Below are 23,219 nucleotides of genomic sequence, written 5' to 3' on the forward strand. Positions count from 1 at the left end.
TTTTTCGAATGGGCATTCGATAATCTGAGGTCGGAGCAACGGCAACGCAGCGGTACGACGGCAGGATGGCAGCGGTCAGAGCGGAGCTAGGGGGGTGCCAGGCCCATGGCACGGCGCATCGACGTGACGGGAGCGGGTGGCGTACGCCTCGCGGCCTGGGAGTTCGCCGACCCGCCCAAGACGGATCCGGACAGGGCACAGCCCGGCGTGCTGTTACTGCACGGCCTGATGGGCCGCGCCTCGCACTGGGCGTCCACCGCCCGCTGGCTCTCCGAGCGGCACCGCGCCGTCGCCCTCGACCAGCGCGGCCACGGCCAGAGCGAGAAGCCCCCGCAGGCCGCGTTCACCCGTGAGGCCTACGTCGAGGACGCCGAGGCGGCCCTGGAACAGCTCGGCCTCGCCCCGGCCGTCCTCGTCGGACACGCCATGGGCGCGCTGACCGCCTGGCAGCTCGCCGCGAAACGCCCCGACCTCGTACGGGGCCTGGTCATCTGCGACATGCGGGCCTCGGCGCTCGGCGCGGCCTCGCAGCGCGAGTGGGCCGACTGGTTCAAGTCCTGGCCCGTTCCCTTCGCCACGCTCGCCGACGTACGCAAGTGGTTCGGGGAGGGCGACCCCTGGGTGGAGCGCCCGAACCCGGCCCGCGGCGAGTTCTACGCCGAGGTCATGCACGAGTCCGCCGACGGCTGGCGCCCCGTCTTCGAGCCCGAGCAGATGCTCAGGTCCCGGGAGACCTGGGTGTACGACGCGCACTGGGAGGAGCTCGCGCAGGTCCGGTGCCCCGCGCTCGTCGTGCGCGGCCTGGACGGGGAGCTGGGGCGGGCGGAGGCGCAGGAGATGGTGCGGGTGCTGCCGCTCGGCGAGTATGCCGAGGTCGCGGACGCGGGGCACCTTGTTCACTATGACCAGCCGGAGGGCTGGCGAGCCGCGATCGAGCCGTTCCTTGACGGGGTCCTTGCCGGGTGACGCCGGGCGCCCATGAGCTCAGGGGGTTCTGTTGCGTGGCGGGTGCGGGTTGTGCGTGGCTGGTCGCGCAGTTCCCCGCGCCCCTTCGGGGGCGTTGCAGGACCCTGTGCCACGAGGTTCCCTCAGCCTTTGCTCACCGCTGCCAGGATCTCCGGGAGGCGGGCCGAGGTGCGCGGGGCCGCCAGGCGTAGCCCGATGCCGGTGATGCCGGCGCCGTACGCCGCCCCCACCGGCAGCAGCGCCCAGCTCCACGCATCGCCGCCCGCGCTCACGTTCAGCCAGATGGTCAGGGTGATGACGGGCGCGCACAAGAGGGCCGCCGCGACCATGCCGCCGAAGATCGAGATCCAGGCGAGGCCCGCCTGGCCGGGTGCCACGTTCTTGTGGCCCTCCTGGGGGATCGAGTAGGGGAAGCGGGCCGAGGTCCACGCGCCGGTCGCCAGCATCGCTCCGAGCAGGGCGAAGGACAGCCCGAGCGCCTCGGGCAGCCGGGCCCAGTCGCCCAGCAGCGCCGTCGTCAGCACGGTCACGAGCATCGCGTACGGCAGGGTGATCACCAGCAGGGCCAGCGCCCGCCCGCGCAGCTCGACGTACGCGTCCCGCGGCGACGAGATGGCCATCGCCACCATCCAGAACGCGGACGTGTCCTGCCCGAACTGGTTGTACATCTGGATGCCGAGCATCCCGGCGGCGAAGCACGCGAAGTAGATCGAGCCGGTGCCCTGCAGCGCGTTGAACACCGGCACGATCAGGCCGATGGCGAGCGAGGTCACCCACGCGGCCTTGGTCTTGGGGTCGCGCCAGACGTAGCGCAGGCTGCGCTCCATGACCGTACCGGTGCGGCTGGGGGTACCTCCCAGGCTTTTGGCTCTGGGGGAGGGCAGCAGCCGCCCGAGGCCGCTCGACGGGCGGTCCCGGATGCCGGCGTCGGCGGCCTGGAGGGTGGACCCGTCGGGGGAGGTCATCAGCCGGGTCAGACCGCGCGCCCACACCCCGACCAGCAGGGCCGGCGCGGCCACGGACACCAGCAGCTGGGCCGTCGCGACGCCGTACGCCCCCTCGCTCACCGAGTGCACCGCGCCCACGGCCGATGCGGGCGGCAGCCAGCGCAGTACGTCGGCCACCGGGGTCAGCTGTCCGAGCCCGGCCGAACCGAGCCGCTGGGCGCCGAAGTTGACCAGCTGCGCCCCGATCGCGATGACCAGCCCGCTGAGCACGGCCAGGTCCCGGCCCTTGCGGCTGGTCAGCAGGCGCACGTTGGCGGTGGCGACGGCGCGCGCGAGGGCCACGCAGACCAGCAGCGCGAGGGCGACGGCGGCGACGGCGGTGAAATACGCGGCCGTCCCGTGCGCCAAGGAGAGCACGCAGCCCGTCAGCAGGAGCAGGGTGAACAGCGGCCCGATGCCGACCAGGGAGGCCGCCAGCAGGGCCCGCACCAGGGGGCGCGGCCGCAGCGGCAGCATCACCAGACGGGTCGGGTCCAGGGTCTCGTCGCCGCTCGGGAAGAACAGCGGCATCACCGCCCAGCCCAGCGCCAGCACGGACGTCGCCAGGACGGCGACGGCGTCGGCGTGCGCGTTCCCGCGCAGCGCGGTCAGGCCGATCAGCTGCAGGGCCGCGAACAGCAGCGCGACGACGGCCGACGCGACGAACGCGGCCCGCCGGCCGCCCGACTGCCGCAGTCCGTTGCGCAGCAGTGACAGCTTCAGCCGTACGACGGTGGAGGTGATGTCCGTCATCGGGCCCCGCCCCCGAGCCAGTCCAGGTCCGAGGCGGCGTCGCGCCCCCGCGCGCCCACCAGCTCAAGGAACGCGTCCTGGAGGGTGGAGTGCGCACCGCGCACCTCGGCCAGGGGGCCGGTCGCGCGGATACGGCCCGCCGCCAGCACGGCGACCCAGTCGCACAGCGACTCGACGAGCTCCATGACGTGGGAGGAGAAGACGACGGTGGCGCCGGACGCCGTGTACCGCTCCAGGACGCCCCGGATGGTCTGCGCGGACACCGGGTCGACCCCCTCGAACGGTTCGTCGAGGAAGAGGACTTCGGGATTGTGGAGGAGAGCGGCCGCGAGTCCGATCTTCTTGCGCATGCCGGTCGAGTAGTCCACGACGAGCTTGTGCTGGGCCCCGGCCAGATCGAGCACGTCGAGGAGCTGGGAGGCCCGCTTGTCGGTCTCGTCGCCCGGCAGTCCGCGTAACCGCCCGCAGTAGCCGAGCAGTTCCCGCCCCGACAGCCGCTCGAAGAGCCGCAGTCCCTCGGGCAGGACGCCGATGCGCGCCTTGACCGCCACCGGGTCCCGCCACACGTCGTGGCCCACCACCTCGACGGATCCCTGATCGGGCCGCAGCAGCCCGGTCACCATGGAGAGGGTGGTGGTCTTCCCGGCTCCGTTGGGTCCGACGAGCCCGATGAACTTACCCGCGGGCAGGTCGAGATCGATCCCGGCGACAGCGATCTGCTGCCCGAACCGTTTCCAGAGCCCCCGCACACGCACTGCCTCGGTCATGCCAGAACACTATGGCCCCGGGGATTCCCCCGAGAGGGGCGCGTGGACTTACCTGGACCGCCCGCAGGCGTAGGCGAGCGGGGAGATCAGCTCCTCCGCGTCCGGCAGCCAGCGGTTGGCCGGAGTGGGGCGACGGGCCCACTGGACCGCGCCGTTGGAGCCGTAGCGGGTGGGGGGCGCGGCGACGTAATTTCCTTCGCCGAGTGCCACCAGGTCGAGCGACGCCAGGGCCCACCCGAGCCTGCGCACCGAATCCGGCATCTTCGCCGAGGCTCCCGGCAGTACGAAGAAGTGCATCCGCCGGTCCGGGGTGAGCGTCACCGGTCCCAGCGTCAGCTCCATCCGTTCCATCCGGGCCAGCGCGAGGAACCCGGCGGTCTCCGGGACGGACAGCGCGTCGAACGTCCGCCCGGTCGGCAGCAGGATCGACGCCGCCGGCTGCTTCTGCCACATCCGGCGCGCGACGGTCGCACTGCCGGTCGCCTGCGTCTCCCAGTCGGCGCGCGTGGGATGCGCGCCCGGTACGGCGCACGCGGCGTCGTCGCAGGAGCAGCGCTGCACCCCGTCGACGGCTTCCAGCCAGGTGCCCGGGAACACGTCCCAGTGGCGCTCCTCGGCGTAGCGTACGGCGGTCTCCAGCAGCGATTCCCCGCGCTGCTTCGGAATCTGGGCGGCTTCGGTACCTGCGATCGTCTCGTCCACGTTCCACTCAACTCCCGCGCTCACCTGGAGTTACGGGCGTAGCGTGCGCGGGGGAGGAGCATCGATTCGGCGGCTGGGGCGCATGGGTGCACGTGCGGGGGCGCGCGGGAGGAACCGTGGCGTGAGCTGGGTAGCCACGTGTGGGGGTGGCAGCAGCCTTTACCCCGGCAATCCTCGCATGTCCCGCATTTTCGGTATGTACGCGGGGCATCGATCTTCACGGCCGGATCTTTCCGCTTCAGGGGTTCGCAGGGGGTTATGCCATGGCCGCGAGGCCTCTCGTCGCGCGACAGCCGAACGAACGGCTGCAGGCGCTCATCCAGGAGGCGGGGTGCTCGAACGCCGGGCTCGCCCGCCGGGTCAACATGTGCGGCGCCGAGCACGGTCTCGACCTGCGCTACGACAAGACGTCCGTGGCCCGCTGGCTGCGCGGCCAGCAGCCGCGGGGCCGGGCACCCGCGATCATCGCCGAGGCGCTGGGCCGCAAGCTGGGCCGTACGGTCACGATCGACGAGATCGGCATGGCCAACGGCAAGAACCTCGCGTCGGGCGTCGGTCTCCAGTTCTCGCCGACTGTACTGGGGGCCATCGAGCAGGTGTGCGAGCTGTGGCGCAGTGACGTGGGCCGCCGGGACTTCCTGTCCGGCTCCTCCGTCGCCGCGTCCGCACTGGTCGAGCCGAGCCGTGACTGGCTGATCTCGGCACCGGACTCGCAGGTGGCACGCCAGGCGGGACCGCGCGTGGGGCAGTCCGACGTGGCGGCCGTGCGCGCGATGACGCAGGCGCTGACCGACCTCGACCACCAGTTCGGCAGCGGGCACGTGCGCCCGGTCGTCGTGCACTACCTCAACAGCGTCGTCTCCGGGCTGCTCGCCGGCTCCTACCGGGAGGCGGTGGGCCGTGACCTGTTCGCCGCGGTGGCGCGCCTGACCGAGCTGGCCGGGTACATGGCCATCGACACCGGGCAGCCGGGGCTCGCCCAGCGGTACTACATCCAGTCCCTGCGCCTGGCGCAGGCGGCGGGCGACCGCGGGTACGGCGGCTATGTGCTCGCCGCCTCCATGAGCCACCTCGCCGCGCAGCTCGGCAACCCGCGGGAGATCGCGCAGCTGGCACGGGCGGCGCAGGAGGGGGCGCGCGGGCGCGTGACCCCGCGCGCGGAGGCCATGTTCTTCGCGGCCGAGGCGCGCGGGCATGCCCTGCTGGGCGATGTCCGGGCCGCCCAGACGGCGTCCGGGCGGGCGATCACGGCCATGGAGTCGGCCGAGGCCGACTCCGGGGACGACCCGGCGTGGATCGCGCACTTCGACGAGGCCTACCTGGCCGACGAGCTGGCGCACTGCCACCGCGACCTGGGACAGGCCGAGGCGGCGGCGCGGTGCGCCGAGGAGTCGCTGGCCGGGCATCCCGAGACGCGGGCGCGCAGGAGGGCGATCGGCTATGTGCTGCTCGCCACGGCGCAGGTGCAGCAGCGGGAGATCGAACAGGCCTGCAACACCGGGATGAAGGCGGTCGAACTCCTCGAGACGGTCCGCTCCAACCGTGGCGCCGAGTACCTGGAGGACTTCCAGCAGCGGCTGGAGCCGTACCGGGACGAGCCCGTGGTGCGGGAGTTCGGGGCGCGGCTGGACCTGCAACAGGCAGCGTGAACAAGAGCCCCGTCGGTGCGTGAACGGGCGGGAAACGGTCCGTTCACGCACAGGAGGCGCACAGGAGGTGACATGATCAGCGCCCCGCGGGGCGGTTTTGTTACTGCTGTCACAGGAGGGAAGATCACGCCCTGAGCTGCGTGGCACCCGGCTCGGGGGACCCGGTAGCGTGACCCGACGATTCCGAAAGTCCCCCATTCGTAGGAGTCCCGGTGACGCAGAGTGGACAGGGCGAGCCCGCGCGCGAAGGCATCGTGCTGCCCTCCGACGGTGGCGAGCCTGTGCTGCCGGGCATGTCGGGCGGGTCCGCCCCGCTTCCCCCGGCCGCTCCGGCCGAACAGTCCTCCGCCACGGCCCCGAGCGGCGGCCAGGCCTGGGGCCGACCGTGGGGCCCCGAGCAGCAGCAGGCGCACCAGCCCGGCGAGGGCTGGCCCCCGGCCGCGGCCCAGGCGTGGGGCACCCCGGAGCAGCAGCCCGAGCAGTGGAGCCCGCAGGGCGCGTCGACAGCGCCCGGCGCCGGTCCGCTGCCCCCGGAGGGCGCGCCCGCCACGTACGGCGGCCAGAACCCGGCGTACGGCCCCGGGGACCACGGCGCGGGCAGCACGCCGTACGCCTCCGGCGCCCCGCAGTCGCCGTACGGCTCCGACCCGTACCAGCAGCCGTACGCGCAGACCGGCCAGGCGGCCGGGCCTCTGCCGCCCGCCGTGCCCGACGCGTACGCCGGAGCGGGCGGCTACCCGCCGGCCGGCGCCGACGGTGCGACCCAGTACATCCCGCCGGTGCCCGCCGCCCCCGTGGACGAGGGGGCCACCCAGTACCTGCCCCCGGTCCCCGCGGCCGGCCCCGCTCCCGTGGACGAGGGTGCGACCCAGTACATACCCCCGGTGACGCCGGGTTCGATGCCGTCCGTCGGCGGTTCCGACGCCGATGCCACGCAGTACATCGCGCCGGTTGCCGCGCAGTACGGCGGTGGGGACCGGCAGCCGCCGTCCGAGTTCGACAACCTCTTCCGCAGCGGGCCCGGAGCCGAGAGCGCGGCCGGATCCACGCAGCAGCTGCCGCGGGTCCCGGAGGCCCCGGGCGCCTACCCCGGGTACCAGCAGCCGTCGTACACCCCGCCGGGACCCGGCGGAGGGCGGCGCCAGGCACAGGACGGTGACGGTGGCGGCCGGGGCGGCGGCCGTACCGGCTCGAAGCTGCCGCTCATCGCGGCCGTCGGCGTGGGCATCGCCATCCTCGGTATCGGCGCCGGCGCGCTCCTCGGCGGCGGCGGTGGCGGCGACAACACCGACGCCAACAAGAACGTGGCCGCCTCGGCCCCCGCGACGGACGGATCCGCCTCCGCGGCCGCCGATCCGGCCAAGCAGCAGGCCGTCGAGCTGGACAAGCTGCTCGCCGACAGCGGCAGCAGCCGCGCGTCCGTGATCAGGGCGGTGGCCAATGTGAAGGCCTGCAACAACCTGGACTCGGCCGCCTCGGACCTGCGTGACGCCGCCAAGCAGCGCACCGAGCTGGTCACCCGCCTGTCGAAGCTGTCCGTCGACAAGCTGCCGGACAACGCGGCGCTGACCACGGCCCTCACCAAGGCCTGGGAGGCGTCCGCGTCGGCCGACAACCACTACGCGGCCTGGGCCGACCAGAGCTCCGGCAAGGGCTGCAAGAGGGGGCAGGCCCGTTTCACCGGCCAGACCCGGGCGGGCAACAACGCGAGCGGCACCGCCAGCACCCAGAAGGTCACGGCGTCGCAGCTGTGGAACGCGATCGCCGGGAAGTACGGCCTCACCCAGCGCCAGCCCACCCAGCTGTGAGCCGGCGCGCCCCGGGGCCGGTCCGGTCCCGGGGCGCCGACAGGCACTGGCCGTGCCCTATTCGACGTCCGCGTTCGCCAGCGTCTTCGTCACGTCCACGACCCCGCCCTTCCTGGCCGACACCAGCCGGCCGCCCTGCACGACCTGGAGGGTCACGTCGGTGTTGACCATGCGGGAGAAGCCGACGGAGGCGAGCTTGCCGTGGTAGGGCTGCCACTCAAGGGTCGGGGTGAGGCCGTTCGTGCTGACCTTGAGACCCTCGTCGAGCGTCCGCCGCACCGTGTCCGCGCTCACGTCGTCGTCGCCGATCCTCTCCAGCACGGACTTCAGGACGGTGTACGCGATCCACGTGGTCTGCACTCCGGCGTCCGCGGGGTCGATGCGGTTGTCGCCGAAGGCCTGCTCGTTGATCACCTTCTTCATCCGGTCCCAGCGCGCGTCGGAGGCCACCGGGTACCAGCCGGTGATGTACGCCCCCTCGTACGGCCCGCTCGCTCCGCCCGTCGAGTTGATCACGGTCTGGTCGACGCTGCCGAGGACGGTCGCGGTCCGCACCGACGGGAAGCTCTCGCGGGTCCGCCGGAAGGAGTCCATGAAGGTGTCCGTGCGGTCCCCGAGCGCGGGGATCACGCACCCCTTCTTCGCCGGGTCCTTGCTCGCCGCCTGCAGGGCCCGCTCCGACGGGGCGCTGTACTCGGTGGAGTCCTCGGCCGCGAGCTGGTCGTCCGCGGGCGCGTGTCCGCCGGACTTCAGGCCCGAGTCGAGCAGCGGGGCCAGCTCGTCGCCGGCGATGCTGTCGGGCCGGACCAGCGAGACGGGGCCGCAGCTCGCGGCGAGCGCCTTGCCGAGGCCGGCCAGGAGCGTGGGCTGGCCGCCGTTGACGGGGTAGGACGTGCGGCTGGTGAACTCGTCGTTCGTCACGCCGTACCCGCCGATGTACGGGATGCCCGCGCTCTCCAGCGGGGGCAGGAAGGAGTCGCCGAACTGGCTGTAGGAGCCGACGACCGCGACCACCTTCTCGTCGGCCGCGCGCTGGGCGCACTTCGCGGCGTAGACGGTGTCGTTGTGGTCGTTGCAGTACAGGACCTTGAGCTTGCGGCCGTTGATGCCGCCATGGGCGTTGATCCAGCGGGCGTACGCCGCGGCCATGGCGGGCATGCCCGGCTTGTTGGTGGCGTTGGTGTCCTCCGGTGCCCAGGTCATGACCTTGATCGGGTCATCCCCGGAGCCCCCCGTGGCACCGGGGATGACCCCGCATCCGGCGGTGAGCGAGACACACGCCACCAGTGCGCCTAGGGAAAGCGCGGTGGTTCTTCTGGCGGGCCGGGTGAAGGTGGGGAGGAAGGTGCTGCGCGTGAGTCTCCTGCCGGTCATGGACACGCACGATTCCGCCACATCCCTAACCCGGGAGTGATCCTTGGTTAGCCGAGGGTGACGTAAAGGTGAATTAGAGGGGTCGGTGTGACTCCCGGGGCGGGGAACGTACGATCGGTGACCGTGCAAGGTTCGGAGAACTCTTCCCGTCGCGGCCGTCGCTCCTCCACCATGGGCGGCATGCCACTCAACGACATGCCGTGGTGGCGCTGGCGCAGCAATGTGCGCTCCGCGCTGCACATGCTCTCCGATCCGGTGTTCCAGCGGGACGTCTGGCTGGCAGGCGTGGACGGGTACGGCGACGTCACCGACGCCGTGTACCGGCTGGTGGAGGACACCTGGCTGGACAGCTGGTCCGCCGAGAAGTACGTCGGCACGATCTTCCGGGACTCGCAGGAGGCGGCGCTCGTCGACACGGCCGTGCTGCGCGTGCTGCGGATCATGCACCAGGTCGGGCCGGACGCACCGGTCCAGGCCTACCTCGACCACCACGGGTGGCCGGAGGCGGTGCGGGCGGCGCGGGACGCGCACATACGCCTCGCGGCCAGCGACGGCGAGGACCCCGACACGCCGCCGCGGACCCTTGAGGTGCTGCGGATCCTGACCAGGTCCGCGTAGCGGACGACCGCCCGCGGGGCGGGGTTCGTATGGGACGCTGTGCTGCATGAACGAGCAGTCCACGCGAGCCGCGGCCCCCGCCGACCAGTACGTCCTGACCCTTTCCTGCCCGGACAAGCAGGGCATCGTGCACGCCGTGTCGAGCTATCTGTTCATGACCGGCTGCAACATCGAGGACAGCCAGCAGTTCGGCGACCACGACACCGGACTGTTCTTCATGCGCGTCCACTTCTCGGCGGAGGCGCCGGTGACGGTGGACAAGCTGCGGGCGAGCTTCGCGGCGATCGGTGACTCCTTCCAGATGGACTGGCAGCTCAACCGGGCCGACGAGAAGATGCGCATCGTGCTGATGGTCAGCAAGTTCGGGCACTGCCTGAACGACCTGCTGTTCCGCGCCAGCATCGGGGCCCTCCCCGTGGAGATCGCGGCCGTGGTCTCCAACCACATGGACTTCGCCGAGCTGGTGGGCTCGTACCACATTCCCTTCCGTCATATCCCGGTGACGAAGGACACCAAGGCGCAGGCCGAGGCGCAACTGCTGGAGATCGTCCGCGAGGAGCACGTCGAACTGGTCGTCCTCGCCCGCTACATGCAGGTCATCTCGGACGACCTGTGCAAGGAGCTCAGCGGCCGGATCATCAACATCCACCACTCCTTCCTGCCGAGCTTCAAGGGCGCGAAGCCGTATCACCAGGCGCACGCGCGGGGTGTGAAGCTGATCGGCGCCACGGCGCACTACGTCACCGCCGACCTCGACGAGGGCCCGATCATCGAGCAGGAGGTCGAGCGCGTCGCCCACGACGTCACTCCGGACCAGCTGGTCGCCATCGGCCGCGACGTGGAGTGCCAGGCGCTGGCGCGGGCCGTGAAGTGGCATGCGGAGCGCCGGATTCTGCTGAACGGGCGACGGACGGTCGTGTTCGCCTAGCAGCTCGGGGGGTTCTGTCTCGCGGGCGGCTGCGGGTGAGTGGGGGCCGTTCGCGCAGTTCCCCGCGCCCCTGCAGGGGCGCGGGACTGTATCGATATGCGGCTCCGCCGCGTGGGCGCGACCAGCCACCGACTACCCGCAGCCGCCGACGAACCGGACCGACCCCTACATCCGGCTCATCGACGCCGCAGCGAAGAGCACATCCTTGATCGCCTCACGGTCACCGACCTGCCCCGCCGCAGCCTCCGCAGGAGACACGTGGCCCGCGGCCAGCCGGCAGAACTCGACGCCGTCCAGGGCGACATGGGCCACCTCGTGGTCGGCGGAGCCCACCGCGCCCGGGGCGTCGAGCGGGATCAGCCACTCGCCGCCGCCGGAGCCCTCGATCTCCAGGCGGAGAGTGCGTCCCGGGGCGCCCGCGGTGACCAGGTGGCGGGCCGCGCCGGGCGCGGCCAGGCCCGCCCGCCGCCGTGCCGCGAGGACCGCCGGCAGCATGCGGGCCGCCAGGTCGATCATCCGGTTCAGATGACGCGGCGAGGGCGGGTCGTACGGGTAGTCCACCGCCTCCGCGATGTCCTCCGCGTGCACCCAGCACTCGAAGGCCCGGTCGAGCATCGCGTCGTGCAGCGGCAGCTCGAAGTCGCCGTAGGGCACGGCCAGTTTCCCGTCGCCGCCCGTGAAGGACACGGTCCGTACGATGCCGTGGCTCTGCTCCCGCCAGGGTGCCCGCACGGAGCGGGTCGGCGGGAAGTGCGAGGCCCGCCAGAACGCCTCGGTGCGCACGGCCGGTCCCCGTACGGCCCCTGCTCCGGCCTCGCCCAGGGGGTCCTCGAGTCCCAGCGCGACCGCGACCAGCCCGTCGACCGACACCAGGTGTGCGATGACTCCGGCGACGGTCGTGCGGCGGCTCGTCGCCGCGTCGCCCTCGAACCACCGCAGCCGCACCGGCGCGTGCCACTCGGCGTCCCCGATGTCCTGGAGCAGTGCGTCGAGACGCGCGGTCTCGGCGTCGTACGGCGCCGCCCACCCGGGTACCGGGATGCTCGCCGGACGCCGGTCGAGGCAGCTCTCCAGGACCCGGGTGCGCAGCGTCGGGTCGAGGTCGAGGCTCTCGGGCTGGTGCAGCAGGCCGACCGCCTCGCGCAGGCGCAGCGCCTCCTCCGCGCAGGTGCCGCACTCGCCGAGGTGCTCCTCGACGGTCGCCGTCTCCGCGGCCGAGCAGGCGGCCAGCGCCCACGCCCCGAGCAGCGACTTCAGGACGTCGTGCGGCAGGACGAGCGGCGGGTCGGGCAGCGGCAGCCCGGTGTCCTCGACGGAGGCGCGGGGCATCGGTATGCGGGCCGGCCGGTCCGGCCCCTCGCCGCGCCCGCCGTTCCCGTTCCCATTCCCGTTCCCGGGACTGTCGGGTCCGTCGGGTCCGAACGGGCCGCCGTGCCCCTCGTGCCCCTTGTGCTCGTCGTACGCCTCGAAGTCTCCCGCTCCGCTCACGCCGCACCCCCGTATCCCGGCGGCTGCCCGGTGTCGTGGGCGGTGGACAGCAGTTGCAGGCCCAGACGGAGCCGACGGCGGGCCTCGTCCTCGGTGACGCCGAGATCGACCGCGGCCTGGCGGTAGTCGCGGCGCTGGAAGTAGGCCAGTTCGAGGGCGGCGCGCAGCGGGGCGGGCATGGAGTGGACGATGAAGTCGGCGCGGCCGGCGACCGCGGCGTGCCGCACCTTGCTCTCCAGCTCCTCCGTGGAGCCGGCCTCGCCCCGGGTGAGTGCGGCGGTCTCGGTGGCGCGCAGCCGCTGCACGGCGAGCCGGTGGGTCAGCACGGCGATCCAGGAGCGCAGGGGGCTCCGCTGGGGGTCGTAGGCGTCCGGGTGCTCCCAGACCTGGGCGAAGACCTCGCGGGTGATGCCGTCGGCGGCTCGTTCGTCGCCGAGCACGCGGTGGGCGAGGCTGTACACGAGCGAGGCGAACCTGTCGTAGAGCTCACCGAGAGCGGCCGCCTCGCCGCGTGCGAGCCGCTGCTGCATCCTGTGGTCCCAGCGGGGTGGTGCGTCCTTCGTCGCCATACGGCCCCCTCCCCGTGCCCGTGCCCAGCCTGTGTCCACCGTCTCCTCGAATGTAGTCGGCACCATCGGCAGCGCACGCTCCTTTGTGCCAATGTGCGCCCCCTGGCAGGTCGGGGGTGGTAGTGGAACCTGCTCTGCTCTTCTCTCGCTTCCCATCTGTTTCCCGTCCACTTCAGATCGAACAGGATCGACAGTGACCGAAACAAGTCCCTTGGTGATCACTCTCTGTTTGTCGTCCAGGGTTTCAGGGAACCGCCGCTGGGCAGCCGCGCGGAGAGATACGTAGGAACCGCTTCCGTTTCCAGGCGGTTGCGGGAGATCCGGCGAGCGGAGGGCTGGGCCGTGGCATTCAAGGTGACCCGCGTCGAACGCGGCGAATGGGCCGTGCTCCGGGTGGCGGGCGAACTGGACCTGGTGACCTCGCCGACGCTGCGCCAGCGGATCCACGACGTGGTGGCCGAGGGTCACCACGACCTGGTCCTGGACCTCTCGGAGGTCTTCTTCTGCGACTCCAGCGGCGTCGGCGTGCTGATCGCGGCCCGCCGGCTGATCCGCTCCTGCCGGGGCAGACTGCGCCTGATCCTGCCGGCCCTGGGCGCCGCCGACGCCTCCCACGTCAACCGGGTGTTCACCGCGCTGGGCGTGCGCCGCCTGTTCGACGTGTACCCCGACGTCGAGACGGCGGTGTCCGAAGGAACGGAACCGCTGTCGGCCTGAGCGGGCCCCCGGGGTACGCCCGCTCAACGGACCGCAGGTCGTACCGCCACTGCCACACTGTTGTCCCGAAATTCCCCCGGTCTTGGCACAAGCGTCGATTTCCCGGCCCGGACCGGCCCCGGCGTCGTACGCTCCGTGGCGGATGCACCCCCCACATGAGGTAAGGCGGCCCGAAGACATGGTCAGCACCGAGAACGAGCGCAGGATCGCCGCCCGGTTCGCCACGTTCGACCAGGACGGCAACGGCTGGATCGACCGGGAGGACTTCAACGCGGCCGCCAAGGCGCTGCTCGCGGAGTTCGGGACGGCGGCCCGGTCCGCCAAGGGGCAGGCCCTGTACGCGGGCGCCGAGGCCTTCTGGCAGGGCATGGCGGGGATCGCGGACCGGGACGGCGACCAGCGCATCACCCGCGGGGAGTTCGTGAACGGTGCGGTCAAGCGCCTGCACGACAACCCGGACCGGTTCGCCGAGATCGCCCGCCCCTTCCTGCACGCGACCCTGGACCTCGCGGCCACCCCGGACGGCACGGCCACCGTGGCGGACATCACGCGCGTGCTGACGGTCCTCGGCGTCCAGGAGGACATCGCCCGGGCGGCCGTCGACGCGCTCGACACCGACGGCGACGGCAGGGTGGGCGAGGCGGAGGTCGTACCGGCCGTCGCCCGCTACTTCACCGTGCCCGAATAGCGTTCCCGCAGCTTGTACTTGAGCACCTTCCGTAGCGTCTCGTTCCGCGGAAGGGCGTCCACCACCTCCAGCTGCTCCGGCAGCTTGTGCACCGACAGCCCTTCCGCGCGCAGATACGAGGTCACCTTCTCCAGGGTCAGCTCCCCGGCCCCTTCCGGTTGTGCGGCCGGCTCGATGACCGCGCACACCCGCTCCCCGCGCTCGGCGTCCGGCAGCCCGATCACGGCCACGTCCCCGACGCCCGGGTGCCGGTGCAGCACGTCCTCGATCTCCTTCGCGGAGATGTTCTCGCCCTTGCGGATGATCACGTCCTTGGACCGGCCCGTCAGCACCAGGTGACCGCTCCCGGTCACCTGCCCCAGGTCACCGGTGCGCAGGAAGCCGTCCGCGTCGAAGGCCTCCGCCGTCTGCGCCGGGTCCAGATACCCCTGGCAGACGGCCTCCCCGCGCAACCGCACCTCCCCGTCCACGATCCGTATCTCCATCCCCTCCGGCGGCCGCCCCTCCGTCGTCGCGAGGTTCTCCGCCGTGTCGTCCGGTGACCCCATGGTGATCATCGGCACCTCGGTCATCCCGTACCCGTGCGTGAGCTGCACGCCCATCTCGCGGACCACCGAGTGATAGACCTCAGGCGGCTTGGGCGCCCCGCCCCCGGCGAGCAGCCGCAGCGTCGGTATGACCTTCTCGCCGGGCTGTTTGCGCTGCTCGGCCAGGAACATCGAGTAGAACGCCGTGGACCCGCCGGCCACCGTCACCCCGTGCCTGCGGTATTCCTCCAGTGCCCGATCCAGCGCGAACTGCTCGAACAGCACCGCCGGGAAGCCGTAGAGCAGGAGCATCACCGTGTAGTCGGGCCCGGCGATGTGCGCGTACGGGAAGGCCATCGAGCCCACGTCGTCCGCCGACAGCCGCAGCGCGTGGGCCAGGCAGGAGCCGCCCGCGATCAGCGAACGGTCGGTGTGCAGCACGCCCTTGGGATCGGAGGTGGTGCCGGAGGTCCAGTAGATCCAGCGGACGGAGGTCCCCTCGGAGGGCGGGGCGGGGAGCACTCCCGGATCGCCGTCGGGCAGCTCGTCGTACGCCTCGAAGACCCCCTTCGCGCCCAGCCGCCGCGCCATCTCCGTGTGGTCGAAGCCCCGCCAGGTGCCCGGTACGGCGAAGAACTCCGCCCTGGACTCCCGCAGCGCGAAGCCGACCTCCCGGTCCCGGTAGAAGGGGATGACCGGGGACTGCACGGCGCCCAGGCGGGCCAGCGCGAAGGAGAGCAGGGCCGTCTGGATGCGGGTGGGCAGCTGCCAGGCGACGACCGTGCCGGGGCGCACGCCCATGCCGTACAGGCCCGCCGCCACCCGCTCGGCGCGGTCGCGCAGCTCCCCGAAGGTCAGCGCCCGGTCGTCCTGGAGGAACACCGGGCGGTCGGGGGTGAGTCCGGCGCGGCGGACGGCCAGGTCCCAGAGCGTGCGGGACGTGCTCAGTTCGTGTGCGGCGGCGTTCATCCCGGCACCCTCCTCAAGCTGACGAAACGTCAGTTCGTGCGGAGAGCGTAGGGCCGGGCGCCTTGCCGGTCCAGAGGCGCGGGGCTAGCCTGCCGGAGGATCTGACGAAGCATCAGATGGTTGGCCGGGAAGGGACGAGGGACCGAGAAGGGGCGAGTGACCGGGAATGGACCTGTCGTACACGTCCGAGGAGGAGGACTTCCGGGCGCGGCTGCGGGAGTGGCTGGCGAAGGTGCTGCCCGCCCTGCCGCCGAAGCCGTCCCCCGACGACTGGCCGGGGCGGCGCGCGTACGACCTCGGGTGGCAGCGGATGCTGTACGACGCCGGGTACGCGGAGGTGCACTGGGACGGATCACCGAGCGTTCGCCTGATCTTCCTGGAGGAGACGGAGAAGGCGGGCGCGCCCTATGTGGGCGCCAACTTCGTCGGGCTGCTGCACGCCGGGCCGACCATCGCCGCCGAAGGGACCCCGGAGCAGCGGGCGCGCTGGCTGCCGCCCGTGCTGCGCGGCGACGAGGTGTGGTGCCAGGGCTTCAGCGAACCGGACGCCGGATCCGACCTGGCGTCGCTGCGCACGCGCGCGTGGCGGGACGGCGACGACTACGTGGTGAGCGGGTCCAAGATCTGGACCTCGCACGCCGAGGTCGCCGACTGGTGCGAGCTGCTGGTGCGCACCGACCCCGCGGCGCCCAGGCACCGGGGCATCACCTGGCTGGCCATGCCCATGGCCGCACCGGGCGTCACCGTACGGCCGCTGCGGACCCTCGCGGGGTCGGCGGAGTTCGCCGAGGTCTTCCTCGACGAGGTGCGGGTGCCGGTGGCCAACCGGGTGGGCGCGGAGAACGACGGCTGGCGCGTGACCATGGTGACGCTGTCCTTCGAGCGCGGCACGGCCTTCGTCGGCGAGGTGGTCGCCTGCCGCCGTGTCCTGGGCGAACTGGCCCGCGAGGCCCGCGAGAACGGCCGCTGGGACGACCCGGCGCTCCGGCGCCGGCTGGGGCGGCTGAACGCCGAGTTCCGCGCGCTGTGGCGGCTGACGCAGTGGAACGTGAGCGAGGCGGAGGCGAGCGGCGGGGTGCCGGGCACCGGGGGTTCCGTCTTCAAGCTGAGGTATTCGCACGCGCGCCAGGAGCTGTACGACGCGGCGGCGGACGTGCTCGGCACGGAGTCCCTCGACCTCGGCCGGCCCTGGGTCCTCGACCGGCTCTCCTCGCTCTCGTACACCATCGCCGCCGGCACCTCGCAGATCCAGCGGAACATCGTGGCCGAACGGATCCTCGGACTGCCGAAGGGACGGTGACCTGCCGTATGCGCTTCCGACTCACCGAGGATCAGCGGGCGCTGCGAGACGGCGTACGGCAGCTGCTGGCCCGGCGCTTCGACGCGGACGCGCTGCGGGCCGCGGTCACGGAGCCCGGCCTGGACCGTGCCCTGTGGCGGGAGCTGGGCGAGGCGGGCTTCTTCGCGCTGCGCCTGCCGGAGGCGGACGGCGGGGTCGGGCTCGGCCTGCCCGAGGCCGTGCTGGCCTTCGAGGAGGCCGGGCGGGCGCTGCTGCCGGGGCCGCTGGTGGCCACGCACCTCGCGGCCGGGACCGTGCCCGGGGCGGCCACCGGGGAGACGGTCGTGACCGCCGTCGACGGCGGGCCGGTGGAATGGCTGACCGGGGCCGACGTCGTACGCGGGGACGCCTCCGGCGCAGTGCCGCTGCGGTCGGTGGATCCGCTGACACCCCTGCACCGGGTGCCGGACGCCCGCCCGGCCGCCCCCGACCCGCTCGCCGTACTCCTCACCGCGGCCGAACAGCTCGGCACGGCCACGCGCGCGTGCGAGCTGGCCGTGCGGCACGCCCGGACGCGTGAGCAGTTCGGGCAGCCGATCGGGGCGTTCCAGGCGGTCAAACACCTGTGCGCGGACATGCTGGTGCGGGCCGAGACGGCCCGTGCGGCGGTCTACGCGGCGGCCGTCACCGCCGATCCCATGGACATCGCGGCGGCCCGGCTGCTCGCCGACGAGGCCGCCGTGCGCGGCGCCCGCGACTGCCTCCAGGTGCACGGCGGCATGGGCTTCACCTGGGAGGCCGAGGTGCACCTGCACCTGAAGCGGGCCTGGGTCCGGGCGCAGCGTACTGGGGGAATCACGGAGAGTGAGGAAATGCTCGCCGCCGACCTGGTGGGCTGAGTGGCTCGCGACCCCTCTGGGCTGCGGGAACCGTGGTCCGATCGTCGCCGATGTCGCGGATCGTGGCATACCGGAACTACGGAGCGTTGATACCAGGTTGTGTCCAACGCGTGACTCGTCACGGCCTGGAGTCGGCTGTCCGCTCCGGTACCTTCTGTGGGATGCGAGTGGTTCCGGGCACGAGCCATGCCGGAGTCGCCTCTGGGGCGACCCCGCATCCGGCGGTGCGCACGGCCGCACGCGGGGCGGTAAGGGCTTGTGTCCCCGCCTGTTCGACTCCCCGCAGCGAGCGTCGCACAGTATGCCGCACGCGTACTCCTTCGCGCTGGAATATGCCCGAAGCGCTTGTTGGGGTGACTGTACGTCAACCATGCTGTCTCGTAAGGGAATCACGTTCCGTGACCCTTGCTCTGGCCGTTGTTCTGGCCATGCAGAAAATGGCTACGATCGTGGCTCTCGTCGTGGTGCTCGTTGCGACCCTCGTCGTGGCGTTCGCATGGCGTGGGGTCATGTGTCCGCCGGTTCGGATGGTGTGAGCGGTGCAGGTGCTTCAAGTGCAGCTGGAGATCCGGCCCGACCCCGCGGAGGTGGGCCGGGCCAGGCGGTGGGCCCGCTCGCGGCTCGCCGGGTCCGGGATAGGGGCCGACGAGCCGCTGGCCGAGACGCTGATCCTGCTCGTCTCCGAACTGGTCACCAACGCCGTGGTGCACACGGGCTGTCCGGCCGTGCTGCGCCTGTCCCTGCCGGGCGCGGAGGACGGGTCGGCGACGGTGCGCCTGGAGGTGGCCGACACGAGCACCCGCGCCCCGGTGCCGCGGTGCGCGGACGGCGACGCGACCGGGGGGCGCGGGCTGGCGCTCGTCGACGGCCTCGCCGACCGCTGGGGCTGGAGCCCCGACGGCGCGGGCAAGCGCATCTGGTGCGAACTGGACCGCTGTACGCAGCGCGTGGAGAGCACGGCGGCGGCGTACGGGGGCGGGGTCCCCGCATTCGACGGACTGGCGTTCGAAGCCGTGTAGTTCCGGTGCACGGTGATGCGCCGGGTGTGCATCCGTGCGCGTCGGCCACGAACGGGATCTAAGTAATAAATCACCTTACCGGTGTTGACGCCAAGTGACCGTCTGATCACGCTTGTGTTCAGCGATTCGCCGTGAGGGGACGGCGAGGGCCCTGGCGACGGAAGCCCTCGTCGAGTGTGGGTCGAGCCGGATGGCGGCGCGCGGGACCGCGCCCGCGCCGCCAACCGGAGTTCACAGGACGGCCACCGGCGCCACCGGAGTTCCCGTCGCTCCCACGAACGGTTCGGGCATCGCCGACAGCAGGAACGCGTACCGGCCTTCTTCTCCACAGGCTGTGGACAACTCTTCGAGATTCCAGTTCTGCCCCTGGAGCATCCCCATCTCCACCAGGTCCAGGGCGTGCACCGGCAGCCACAGATCCTCGATCTCGGGCGGAAATATCTCGAATGTGAGGGTGTCGTTCGCGACGGCCGCGACATCGCGCGAGTGGAACCACTCCGGAGCCCGCACCGACAGGCCCGGCGACGGATAGCCGTACCCGTGCTTGTCCCCGGCGAGATACACCTGGACCTGCCCGGTCCGCACGAGCACGATGTCGCCGGCCCGCACCCGCGTACCGGCCAGCTCCTCGGCCGCCTCCAGGTCCTCCGGGGTGACCGCGTGCCCGCCGTCCAGCCGGTCCACGCCACGCGCGCGTGCCACGTCGAGCAGCACCCCGCGCGAGACGATGTGCCGCGCCTTGTCGATCCCGCTGAACTCGGCGCCGCCGTGCGCGGTGACGGTGTGGGCGGGGCGGCCGTTGTAGAGCTTGCCGGAGTGCGAGACATGCGTCAGCGCGTCCCAGTGGGTCGCCGCCTGGAGCCCCATCGTCACGGCGTCGTCGCTGCACGCCACCGTGCCCGGCCCGAAGATCTCCTGGTTGATCTGCACCATCGCGTGCAGCGGATTGACCCGCCCCGGGATCATCCCGGTCTGCACGCCGTCCTCGCGCAGCGGCAGCGCGAGCGGCACGCGGCGGCCGGTGCGGACGCAGGCCGCGGCCTCGCGGACCACCTCGTCGGTGATCAGGTTCAGGGTGCCGATCTCGTCGTCCGCGCCCCAGCGCCCCCAGTTGTTGACGCGCTTGGCGATGTCGTGGAACCGGTCCGGCAGTGACATCGGGGCCTCCCCGGGGCTTGTCCTTCGCGGTCTGACGCGCCATAAAATCTAACGGTCCGTCAGAAACCGCGGGAAGGGGCCGGGCGTGGGGAACTTCTTGGCAGGCAAGGTCGTCGCCGTGACGGGCGCGGGACGGGGCATCGGCCGGGCGGTCGCCCTCGCCGCGGCGGCCGAGGGAGCGCGGGTCGTCGTCAACGACTACGGGGTCTCCACCGACGGCACCTCACCGACCAGCGAGGTCGCCGAGTCCGTGGTCAAGGAGATCGAGGCGGCCGGCGGGGACGCGGTCGCGGTGGCCGACGACATCTCCACGATGGTGGGCGGCCAACGCGTCGTCGACACTGCCCTTGAGGCGTACGGCCGCCTCGACGGGGTCGTCTGCGTGGCTGGCATCCTGCGCGAACGGATGCTGTTCAACATGACCGAGGAGGAGTGGGACCCGGTCGTCGCCACCCACCTCAAGGGCACCTTCACGGTGTTCCGCGCGGCCTCCGCGGTCATGCGCAAGCAGAAGTCCGGCACGCTCATCGGCTTCACCAGCGGCAACCACCAGGGCTCGGTGTCCCAGGCCAACTACAGCGCGGCGAAGGGCGGGATCATCTCGCTGGTGCGGAGCGCTGCGCTGGGCCTGAACAAGTACGGAGTGACCGCCAACGCCGTGGCGCCTGTGGCTCGTACGCGGATGTCGGCGGGGGTGCCCATGGAGCTGAAGGAGATCGGCGAGCCGGAGGACGTGGCCGCGATGGTGGTCTATCTGCTGTCCGAGCGGGCTCGTGAGGCTGGGATCACCGGGCAGGTGTACACGGTCGCCGGGCCGAAGATCGCGGTGTGGGCCCAGCCGCGGGAACTGCGTTCGGCTTACGGGGAGGGGGCCTGGACGCCGGAGCGGATCGCGGACTTCCTGCCCGGGTCGGTGGGGGTGGATCCCATGCCGATGCTGGCGCAGCTGGAGGCGATGGAGCGGGCCGCTCGGGACGGGTCTCGGCCCAACGCCCAATAGTTCGGGGGCGCCTCACGTCTGGCGGCTGCGGCTTGTTCGTGGCTTGTCGCGCAGTTCCCCGCGCCCTTTGGGGGCGCGGATGTCGGCCGGTGATTTCAAGGGAGGCCTCATGGACTTCGGGTTCACTGTGGAGGACGACGCGTTCCGTACAGAGGTCAGGGCGTGGCTGGCCGCCCATGCCGATCGTGCCTTGGACCGCCGCACCTGGGAACGCACCCTCGGTCAGGCGGGATGGATAGGACTGGGCTGGCCCGAGGACGGCCACGGCAACCGCACCGCCACCCTCACCCAACAGGTCGCCTGGGCCGAGGAGTACGCCCGCTCGGCCGCACCCCCGCGCTCCGGGCACATCGGCGAGAACCTCCTCGCCCCCACGCTGATCGCCCACGGCACCGACGCCCAGAAATCCCGCTTCCTCCCCCCGGTCGCCGCCGGTGACGAACTCTGGTGCCAGGGTTACAGCGAACCCGGCGCAGGCTCGGACCTGGCCGGCATCCGCACCACGGCCGTACGCGAGCCGCATGAGCCGTACTACCGGATCACCGGCCAGAAGATCTGGACCTCGCTGGCCCACGAGGCCGACTGGTGCTTCGTGCTGGCGCGCACCGACCCGGACTCCCGCCGCCACCACGGTCTGAGCTTCCTGCTGGTCCCCATGGACCAGCCGGGCCGTATCGAGGTCCGCCCCATCCGCCAGATGACCGGCACCAGCGACTTCAACGAGGTCTTCTTCGACGGGGCACGCGCGCGCGTGGAGCACGTGGTGGGTGGCGAGGGAGCGGGCTGGAAGGTCGCGATGAGCCTGCTCGGCTTCGAACGGGGCGTGTCCACCCTCGCCCAGCAGATCGGTTTCGCCCAGGAGCTGGAGCGGATCCTGCGCACGGCCGTCGAGACCGGTGCCGCGTCCGACCCGGTCGTGCGCGATCTGCTCGTGTGCCAGTGGGCCGAGCTGCGCGCCATGCGCTGGAACGCCCTGCGCACGCTGGGCGGTTCGGGCGACCCGGGCGCGCCCAGCGTGGCCAAGCTGCTGTGGGCGGGCTGGCACCAGCGGCTCGGGGAGCTGGCGGTGCGGGTGCGCGGGGCGGCGGCGGGCGTGGGTCCAGCGGACTGGTCGCCGTCGGCGCCGTACGAACTCGACGCGGCGCAGCAGCTGTTCCTGTTCTCCCGGGCCGACACCATCTACGGCGGCTCGGACCAGGTGCAGCGCACGATCATCGCCGAGCGTGTGCTCGGTCTGCCGAGAGAGCCCAAGGGGGTCGTTTGATGCGCGGCGTGGTGTTCGACGGCAAGCAGGTGCAGGTCGTGGACGACCTGGCGGTACGGGATCCGGGGCCGGGCGAGGTGCTGGTCGCGATCTCGGCGGCCGGGCTCTGCCACAGCGACCTGTCGGTGGTGGACGGGACCATACCCTTCCCCGTTCCCGTGGTGCTGGGGCACGAGGGTGCCGGGGTGGTGGAGGCGGTCGGCGCGGGTGTCACCCATGTCGCGCCCGGCGACCACGTGGCCCTGTCCACGCTCGCCAACTGCGGTACGTGCGCGGAGTGCGACCGGGGCCGCCCGACCATGTGCCGGCAGGCCATCGGCCGCCCGGGGAAGCCCTTCAGCAGGGGCGGGCGGCCGGTCCACCAGTTCGCGTCCAACTCCGCCTTCGCGGAGCGTACGGTCGTCAAGGCCGTGCAGGCGGTCCGGATCCCGAAGGACATCCCGATGCCGTCGGCCGCGTTGATGGGCTGCGGTGTGCTGACCGGTGTGGGGGCCGTGCTCAACCGGGCCCGGGTGGACCGCGGGGACACCGTCCTGGTCATCGGCACCGGCGGGATCGGCCTGAACGTCATCCAGGGCGCGCGGATCGCGGGCGCCCTGCGGATCGTGGCGGTGGACGCCAATCCGGCCAAGGAGCCGGTGGCCCGGCAGTTCGGCGCCACGGACTTCCTGACCTCGGCGGAGGGCGTGAAGGACCTCCTGCCCAGCGGCGCCGACCACGCCTTCGAGTGCGTCGGCCGGACCGAACTGATCCGCCAGGCCGTCGACCTCCTCGACCGGCACGGCCAGGCGGTCCTGCTCGGGGTCCCTCCGGCGACGGCGGAGGCCTCCTTCCTGGTCTCCTCCATGTACCTGGACAAGTCCATCCTGGGCTGCCGCTACGGCTCCTCGCGCCCCCAGCGCGACATCGCCCTGTACGCCGAGCTGTACCGCCAGGGGCGGCTGCTGCTGGACGAGCTGGTCACGGAGACGTACCCGGTCGAGGACTTCGAGAAGGCGCGGGCGGACGCGGAGGCGGGGCGGGTGGCGCGGGGGGTGCTCACCTTCTGATCCGCGTGTCCTGATCCGCGTGGCCCGATCCTATTGAATGCT

At 72.1% G+C, this 23,219-nt stretch carries 21 protein-coding genes; 13 read left to right on the forward strand and 8 right to left on the reverse strand.

Going from position 1 to position 23,219, the window contains the following annotated elements; translation table 11 throughout:
- Nucleotides 1-105 precede the first annotated feature (105 nt).
- Nucleotides 106-966, forward strand: a complete 861-nt coding sequence (locus tag ACIPSA_RS16010) for an alpha/beta fold hydrolase (RefSeq protein WP_402634444.1) — start codon at nt 106-108, stop codon at nt 964-966.
- A 122-nt stretch (nt 967-1,088) separates the two neighbouring features.
- On the opposite strand, the gene ACIPSA_RS16015 is transcribed toward ACIPSA_RS16010, so the two are convergent.
- From ACIPSA_RS16015 to ACIPSA_RS16025, 3 genes are read right to left on the reverse strand one after another with little or no spacing between them, the layout of a single operon-like run.
- On the reverse strand, nt 1,089-2,705 hold the full coding sequence (locus ACIPSA_RS16015; protein ID WP_402634447.1) for a transporter: 1,617 nt from the start codon (nt 2,703-2,705) through the stop codon (nt 1,089-1,091).
- Entirely contained in the window at nt 2,702-3,472 is a 771-nt protein-coding gene (locus ACIPSA_RS16020; RefSeq protein WP_402634450.1) for an ABC transporter ATP-binding protein, read from the reverse strand. Before ACIPSA_RS16020 ends, ACIPSA_RS16015 begins: the two co-directional genes overlap by 4 nt.
- A 48-nt stretch (nt 3,473-3,520) precedes the next feature.
- On the reverse strand, nt 3,521-4,174 hold the full coding sequence (locus ACIPSA_RS16025) for a bifunctional DNA primase/polymerase (protein WP_402634452.1): 654 nt from the start codon (nt 4,172-4,174) through the stop codon (nt 3,521-3,523).
- A gap of 263 nt (nt 4,175-4,437) precedes the next feature.
- Here ACIPSA_RS16025 and ACIPSA_RS16030 point away from each other — a divergent pair, with 263 nt between their 5' ends.
- Together ACIPSA_RS16030 and ACIPSA_RS16035 are read left to right on the forward strand one after the other, a co-directional pair.
- Entirely contained in the window at nt 4,438-5,823 is a 1,386-nt protein-coding gene (locus ACIPSA_RS16030) for a transcriptional regulator (RefSeq protein ID WP_402634455.1), read from the forward strand.
- Nucleotides 5,824-6,035: 212 nt separating this feature from the next.
- On the forward strand, nt 6,036-7,631 hold the full coding sequence (locus ACIPSA_RS16035; RefSeq protein ID WP_402634457.1) for a hypothetical protein: 1,596 nt from the start codon (nt 6,036-6,038) through the stop codon (nt 7,629-7,631).
- Between the two features lie 57 nt (nt 7,632-7,688).
- Here ACIPSA_RS16035 and ACIPSA_RS16040 read toward each other — a convergent pair whose 3' ends face one another.
- Nucleotides 7,689-9,005 (reverse strand): ABC transporter substrate-binding protein, encoded by a 1,317-nt coding sequence (locus ACIPSA_RS16040; RefSeq protein ID WP_402634460.1) that lies wholly within the window; start codon nt 9,003-9,005, stop codon nt 7,689-7,691.
- A gap of 117 nt (nt 9,006-9,122) precedes the next feature.
- On the opposite strand from ACIPSA_RS16040, the gene ACIPSA_RS16045 reads away from it, so the two are divergent.
- A complete protein-coding gene (locus tag ACIPSA_RS16045; protein WP_402634463.1) occupies nt 9,123-9,623 on the forward strand; it encodes a hypothetical protein in 501 nt (166 codons plus the stop codon).
- Between the two features lie 46 nt (nt 9,624-9,669).
- Nucleotides 9,670-10,551: a formyltetrahydrofolate deformylase gene (gene purU, locus ACIPSA_RS16050; RefSeq protein ID WP_402634466.1), complete on the forward strand. Its 882-nt coding sequence runs from the start codon at nt 9,670-9,672 to the stop codon at nt 10,549-10,551.
- 165 nt (nt 10,552-10,716) lie between these two features.
- Here purU and ACIPSA_RS16055 read toward each other — a convergent pair whose 3' ends face one another.
- Nucleotides 10,717-12,039 carry a maleylpyruvate isomerase N-terminal domain-containing protein gene (locus tag ACIPSA_RS16055; protein ID WP_402634469.1) on the reverse strand — a complete coding sequence of 441 codons (1,323 nt, stop codon included), beginning with the start codon at nt 12,037-12,039 and terminating at the stop codon, nt 10,717-10,719.
- Nucleotides 12,036-12,608, reverse strand: coding sequence for a sigma-70 family RNA polymerase sigma factor (locus ACIPSA_RS16060; RefSeq protein WP_402634472.1), 573 nt, complete (start codon nt 12,606-12,608; stop codon nt 12,036-12,038). The genes ACIPSA_RS16055 and ACIPSA_RS16060 overlap by 4 nt, the downstream gene beginning before the upstream one ends.
- Before the next feature lie 342 nt (nt 12,609-12,950).
- Between ACIPSA_RS16060 and ACIPSA_RS16065 the strand changes: the two genes are divergently transcribed.
- Together ACIPSA_RS16065 and ACIPSA_RS16070 are read left to right on the forward strand one after the other, a co-directional pair.
- Nucleotides 12,951-13,325: an STAS domain-containing protein gene (locus ACIPSA_RS16065; protein WP_402634475.1), complete on the forward strand. Its 375-nt coding sequence runs from the start codon at nt 12,951-12,953 to the stop codon at nt 13,323-13,325.
- A gap of 178 nt (nt 13,326-13,503) precedes the next feature.
- Nucleotides 13,504-14,013 carry an EF-hand domain-containing protein gene (locus ACIPSA_RS16070; protein ID WP_402634478.1) on the forward strand — a complete coding sequence of 170 codons (510 nt, stop codon included), beginning with the start codon at nt 13,504-13,506 and terminating at the stop codon, nt 14,011-14,013.
- Here ACIPSA_RS16070 and ACIPSA_RS16075 read toward each other — a convergent pair.
- Complete coding sequence (locus tag ACIPSA_RS16075) at nt 13,992-15,509, reverse strand: class I adenylate-forming enzyme family protein (protein WP_402634481.1); 1,518 nt, start codon at nt 15,507-15,509, stop codon at nt 13,992-13,994. The genes ACIPSA_RS16070 and ACIPSA_RS16075 overlap by 22 nt on opposite strands.
- Before the next feature lie 166 nt (nt 15,510-15,675).
- On the opposite strand from ACIPSA_RS16075, the gene ACIPSA_RS16080 reads away from it, so the two are divergent.
- The 3 genes from ACIPSA_RS16080 to ACIPSA_RS16090 all read left to right on the forward strand — a co-directional run bounded on the left by ACIPSA_RS16080 (nt 15,676) and on the right by ACIPSA_RS16090 (nt 18,706).
- Nucleotides 15,676-16,809 (forward strand): acyl-CoA dehydrogenase, encoded by a 1,134-nt coding sequence (locus ACIPSA_RS16080; protein ID WP_402634484.1) that lies wholly within the window; start codon nt 15,676-15,678, stop codon nt 16,807-16,809.
- A gap of 8 nt (nt 16,810-16,817) precedes the next feature.
- Entirely contained in the window at nt 16,818-17,687 is an 870-nt protein-coding gene (locus tag ACIPSA_RS16085; RefSeq protein WP_402634487.1) for an acyl-CoA dehydrogenase family protein, read from the forward strand.
- A gap of 554 nt (nt 17,688-18,241) precedes the next feature.
- Complete coding sequence (locus ACIPSA_RS16090) at nt 18,242-18,706, forward strand: ATP-binding protein (protein WP_402635410.1); 465 nt, start codon at nt 18,242-18,244, stop codon at nt 18,704-18,706.
- Between the two features lie 231 nt (nt 18,707-18,937).
- Here the strand turns inward: ACIPSA_RS16090 and ACIPSA_RS16095 are convergent, their stop codons facing one another.
- Nucleotides 18,938-19,864 carry a cyclase family protein gene (locus tag ACIPSA_RS16095; RefSeq protein ID WP_402634490.1) on the reverse strand — a complete coding sequence of 309 codons (927 nt, stop codon included), beginning with the start codon at nt 19,862-19,864 and terminating at the stop codon, nt 18,938-18,940.
- 85 nt (nt 19,865-19,949) lie between these two features.
- On the opposite strand from ACIPSA_RS16095, the gene ACIPSA_RS16100 reads away from it, so the two are divergent.
- The 3 genes from ACIPSA_RS16100 (at nt 19,950) to ACIPSA_RS16110 (ending at nt 23,177) form a co-directional block, all read left to right on the forward strand.
- Nucleotides 19,950-20,864 (forward strand): SDR family oxidoreductase, encoded by a 915-nt coding sequence (locus ACIPSA_RS16100; RefSeq protein ID WP_402634493.1) that lies wholly within the window; start codon nt 19,950-19,952, stop codon nt 20,862-20,864.
- Nucleotides 20,865-20,973: 109 nt separating this feature from the next.
- Complete coding sequence (locus ACIPSA_RS16105) at nt 20,974-22,128, forward strand: acyl-CoA dehydrogenase family protein (RefSeq protein ID WP_402634496.1); 1,155 nt, start codon at nt 20,974-20,976, stop codon at nt 22,126-22,128.
- The gene (locus tag ACIPSA_RS16110; RefSeq protein WP_402634499.1) at nt 22,128-23,177 is read left to right on the forward strand and encodes a Zn-dependent alcohol dehydrogenase; all 1,050 of its coding nucleotides are present in this window, start codon (nt 22,128-22,130) and stop codon (nt 23,175-23,177) included. Before ACIPSA_RS16105 ends, ACIPSA_RS16110 begins: the two co-directional genes overlap by 1 nt.
- The last annotated feature ends 42 nt before the right edge of the window (nt 23,178-23,219 follow it).

The organism is Streptomyces sp. NPDC086549, from assembly GCF_044746205.1.
Classification (GTDB): domain Bacteria; phylum Actinomycetota; class Actinomycetes; order Streptomycetales; family Streptomycetaceae; genus Streptomyces.

What these genes read in the sequence shown, in the direction of transcription:
- ACIPSA_RS16010 (WP_402634444.1), top strand. Translation starts at nt 106, where the DNA reads ATGGCACGGCGCATCGACGTGACGGGAGCGGGTGGCGTACGCCTCGCG.
- ACIPSA_RS16015 (WP_402634447.1), bottom strand. Translation starts at nt 2,705, where the DNA reads ATGACGGACATCACCTCCACCGTCGTACGGCTGAAGCTGTCACTGCTG.
- ACIPSA_RS16020 (WP_402634450.1), bottom strand. Translation starts at nt 3,472, where the DNA reads ATGACCGAGGCAGTGCGTGTGCGGGGGCTCTGGAAACGGTTCGGGCAG.
- ACIPSA_RS16030 (WP_402634455.1), top strand. Translation starts at nt 4,438, where the DNA reads ATGGCCGCGAGGCCTCTCGTCGCGCGACAGCCGAACGAACGGCTGCAG.
- ACIPSA_RS16040 (WP_402634460.1), bottom strand. Translation starts at nt 9,005, where the DNA reads ATGACCGGCAGGAGACTCACGCGCAGCACCTTCCTCCCCACCTTCACC.
- purU (WP_402634466.1), top strand. Translation starts at nt 9,670, where the DNA reads ATGAACGAGCAGTCCACGCGAGCCGCGGCCCCCGCCGACCAGTACGTC.
- ACIPSA_RS16060 (WP_402634472.1), bottom strand. Translation starts at nt 12,608, where the DNA reads ATGGCGACGAAGGACGCACCACCCCGCTGGGACCACAGGATGCAGCAG.
- ACIPSA_RS16070 (WP_402634478.1), top strand. Translation starts at nt 13,504, where the DNA reads ATGGTCAGCACCGAGAACGAGCGCAGGATCGCCGCCCGGTTCGCCACG.
- ACIPSA_RS16075 (WP_402634481.1), bottom strand. Translation starts at nt 15,509, where the DNA reads ATGAACGCCGCCGCACACGAACTGAGCACGTCCCGCACGCTCTGGGAC.
- ACIPSA_RS16080 (WP_402634484.1), top strand. Translation starts at nt 15,676, where the DNA reads ATGGACCTGTCGTACACGTCCGAGGAGGAGGACTTCCGGGCGCGGCTG.
- ACIPSA_RS16085 (WP_402634487.1), top strand. Translation starts at nt 16,818, where the DNA reads ATGCGCTTCCGACTCACCGAGGATCAGCGGGCGCTGCGAGACGGCGTA.
- ACIPSA_RS16095 (WP_402634490.1), bottom strand. Translation starts at nt 19,864, where the DNA reads ATGTCACTGCCGGACCGGTTCCACGACATCGCCAAGCGCGTCAACAAC.
- ACIPSA_RS16105 (WP_402634496.1), top strand. Translation starts at nt 20,974, where the DNA reads ATGGACTTCGGGTTCACTGTGGAGGACGACGCGTTCCGTACAGAGGTC.
- ACIPSA_RS16110 (WP_402634499.1), top strand. Translation starts at nt 22,128, where the DNA reads ATGCGCGGCGTGGTGTTCGACGGCAAGCAGGTGCAGGTCGTGGACGAC.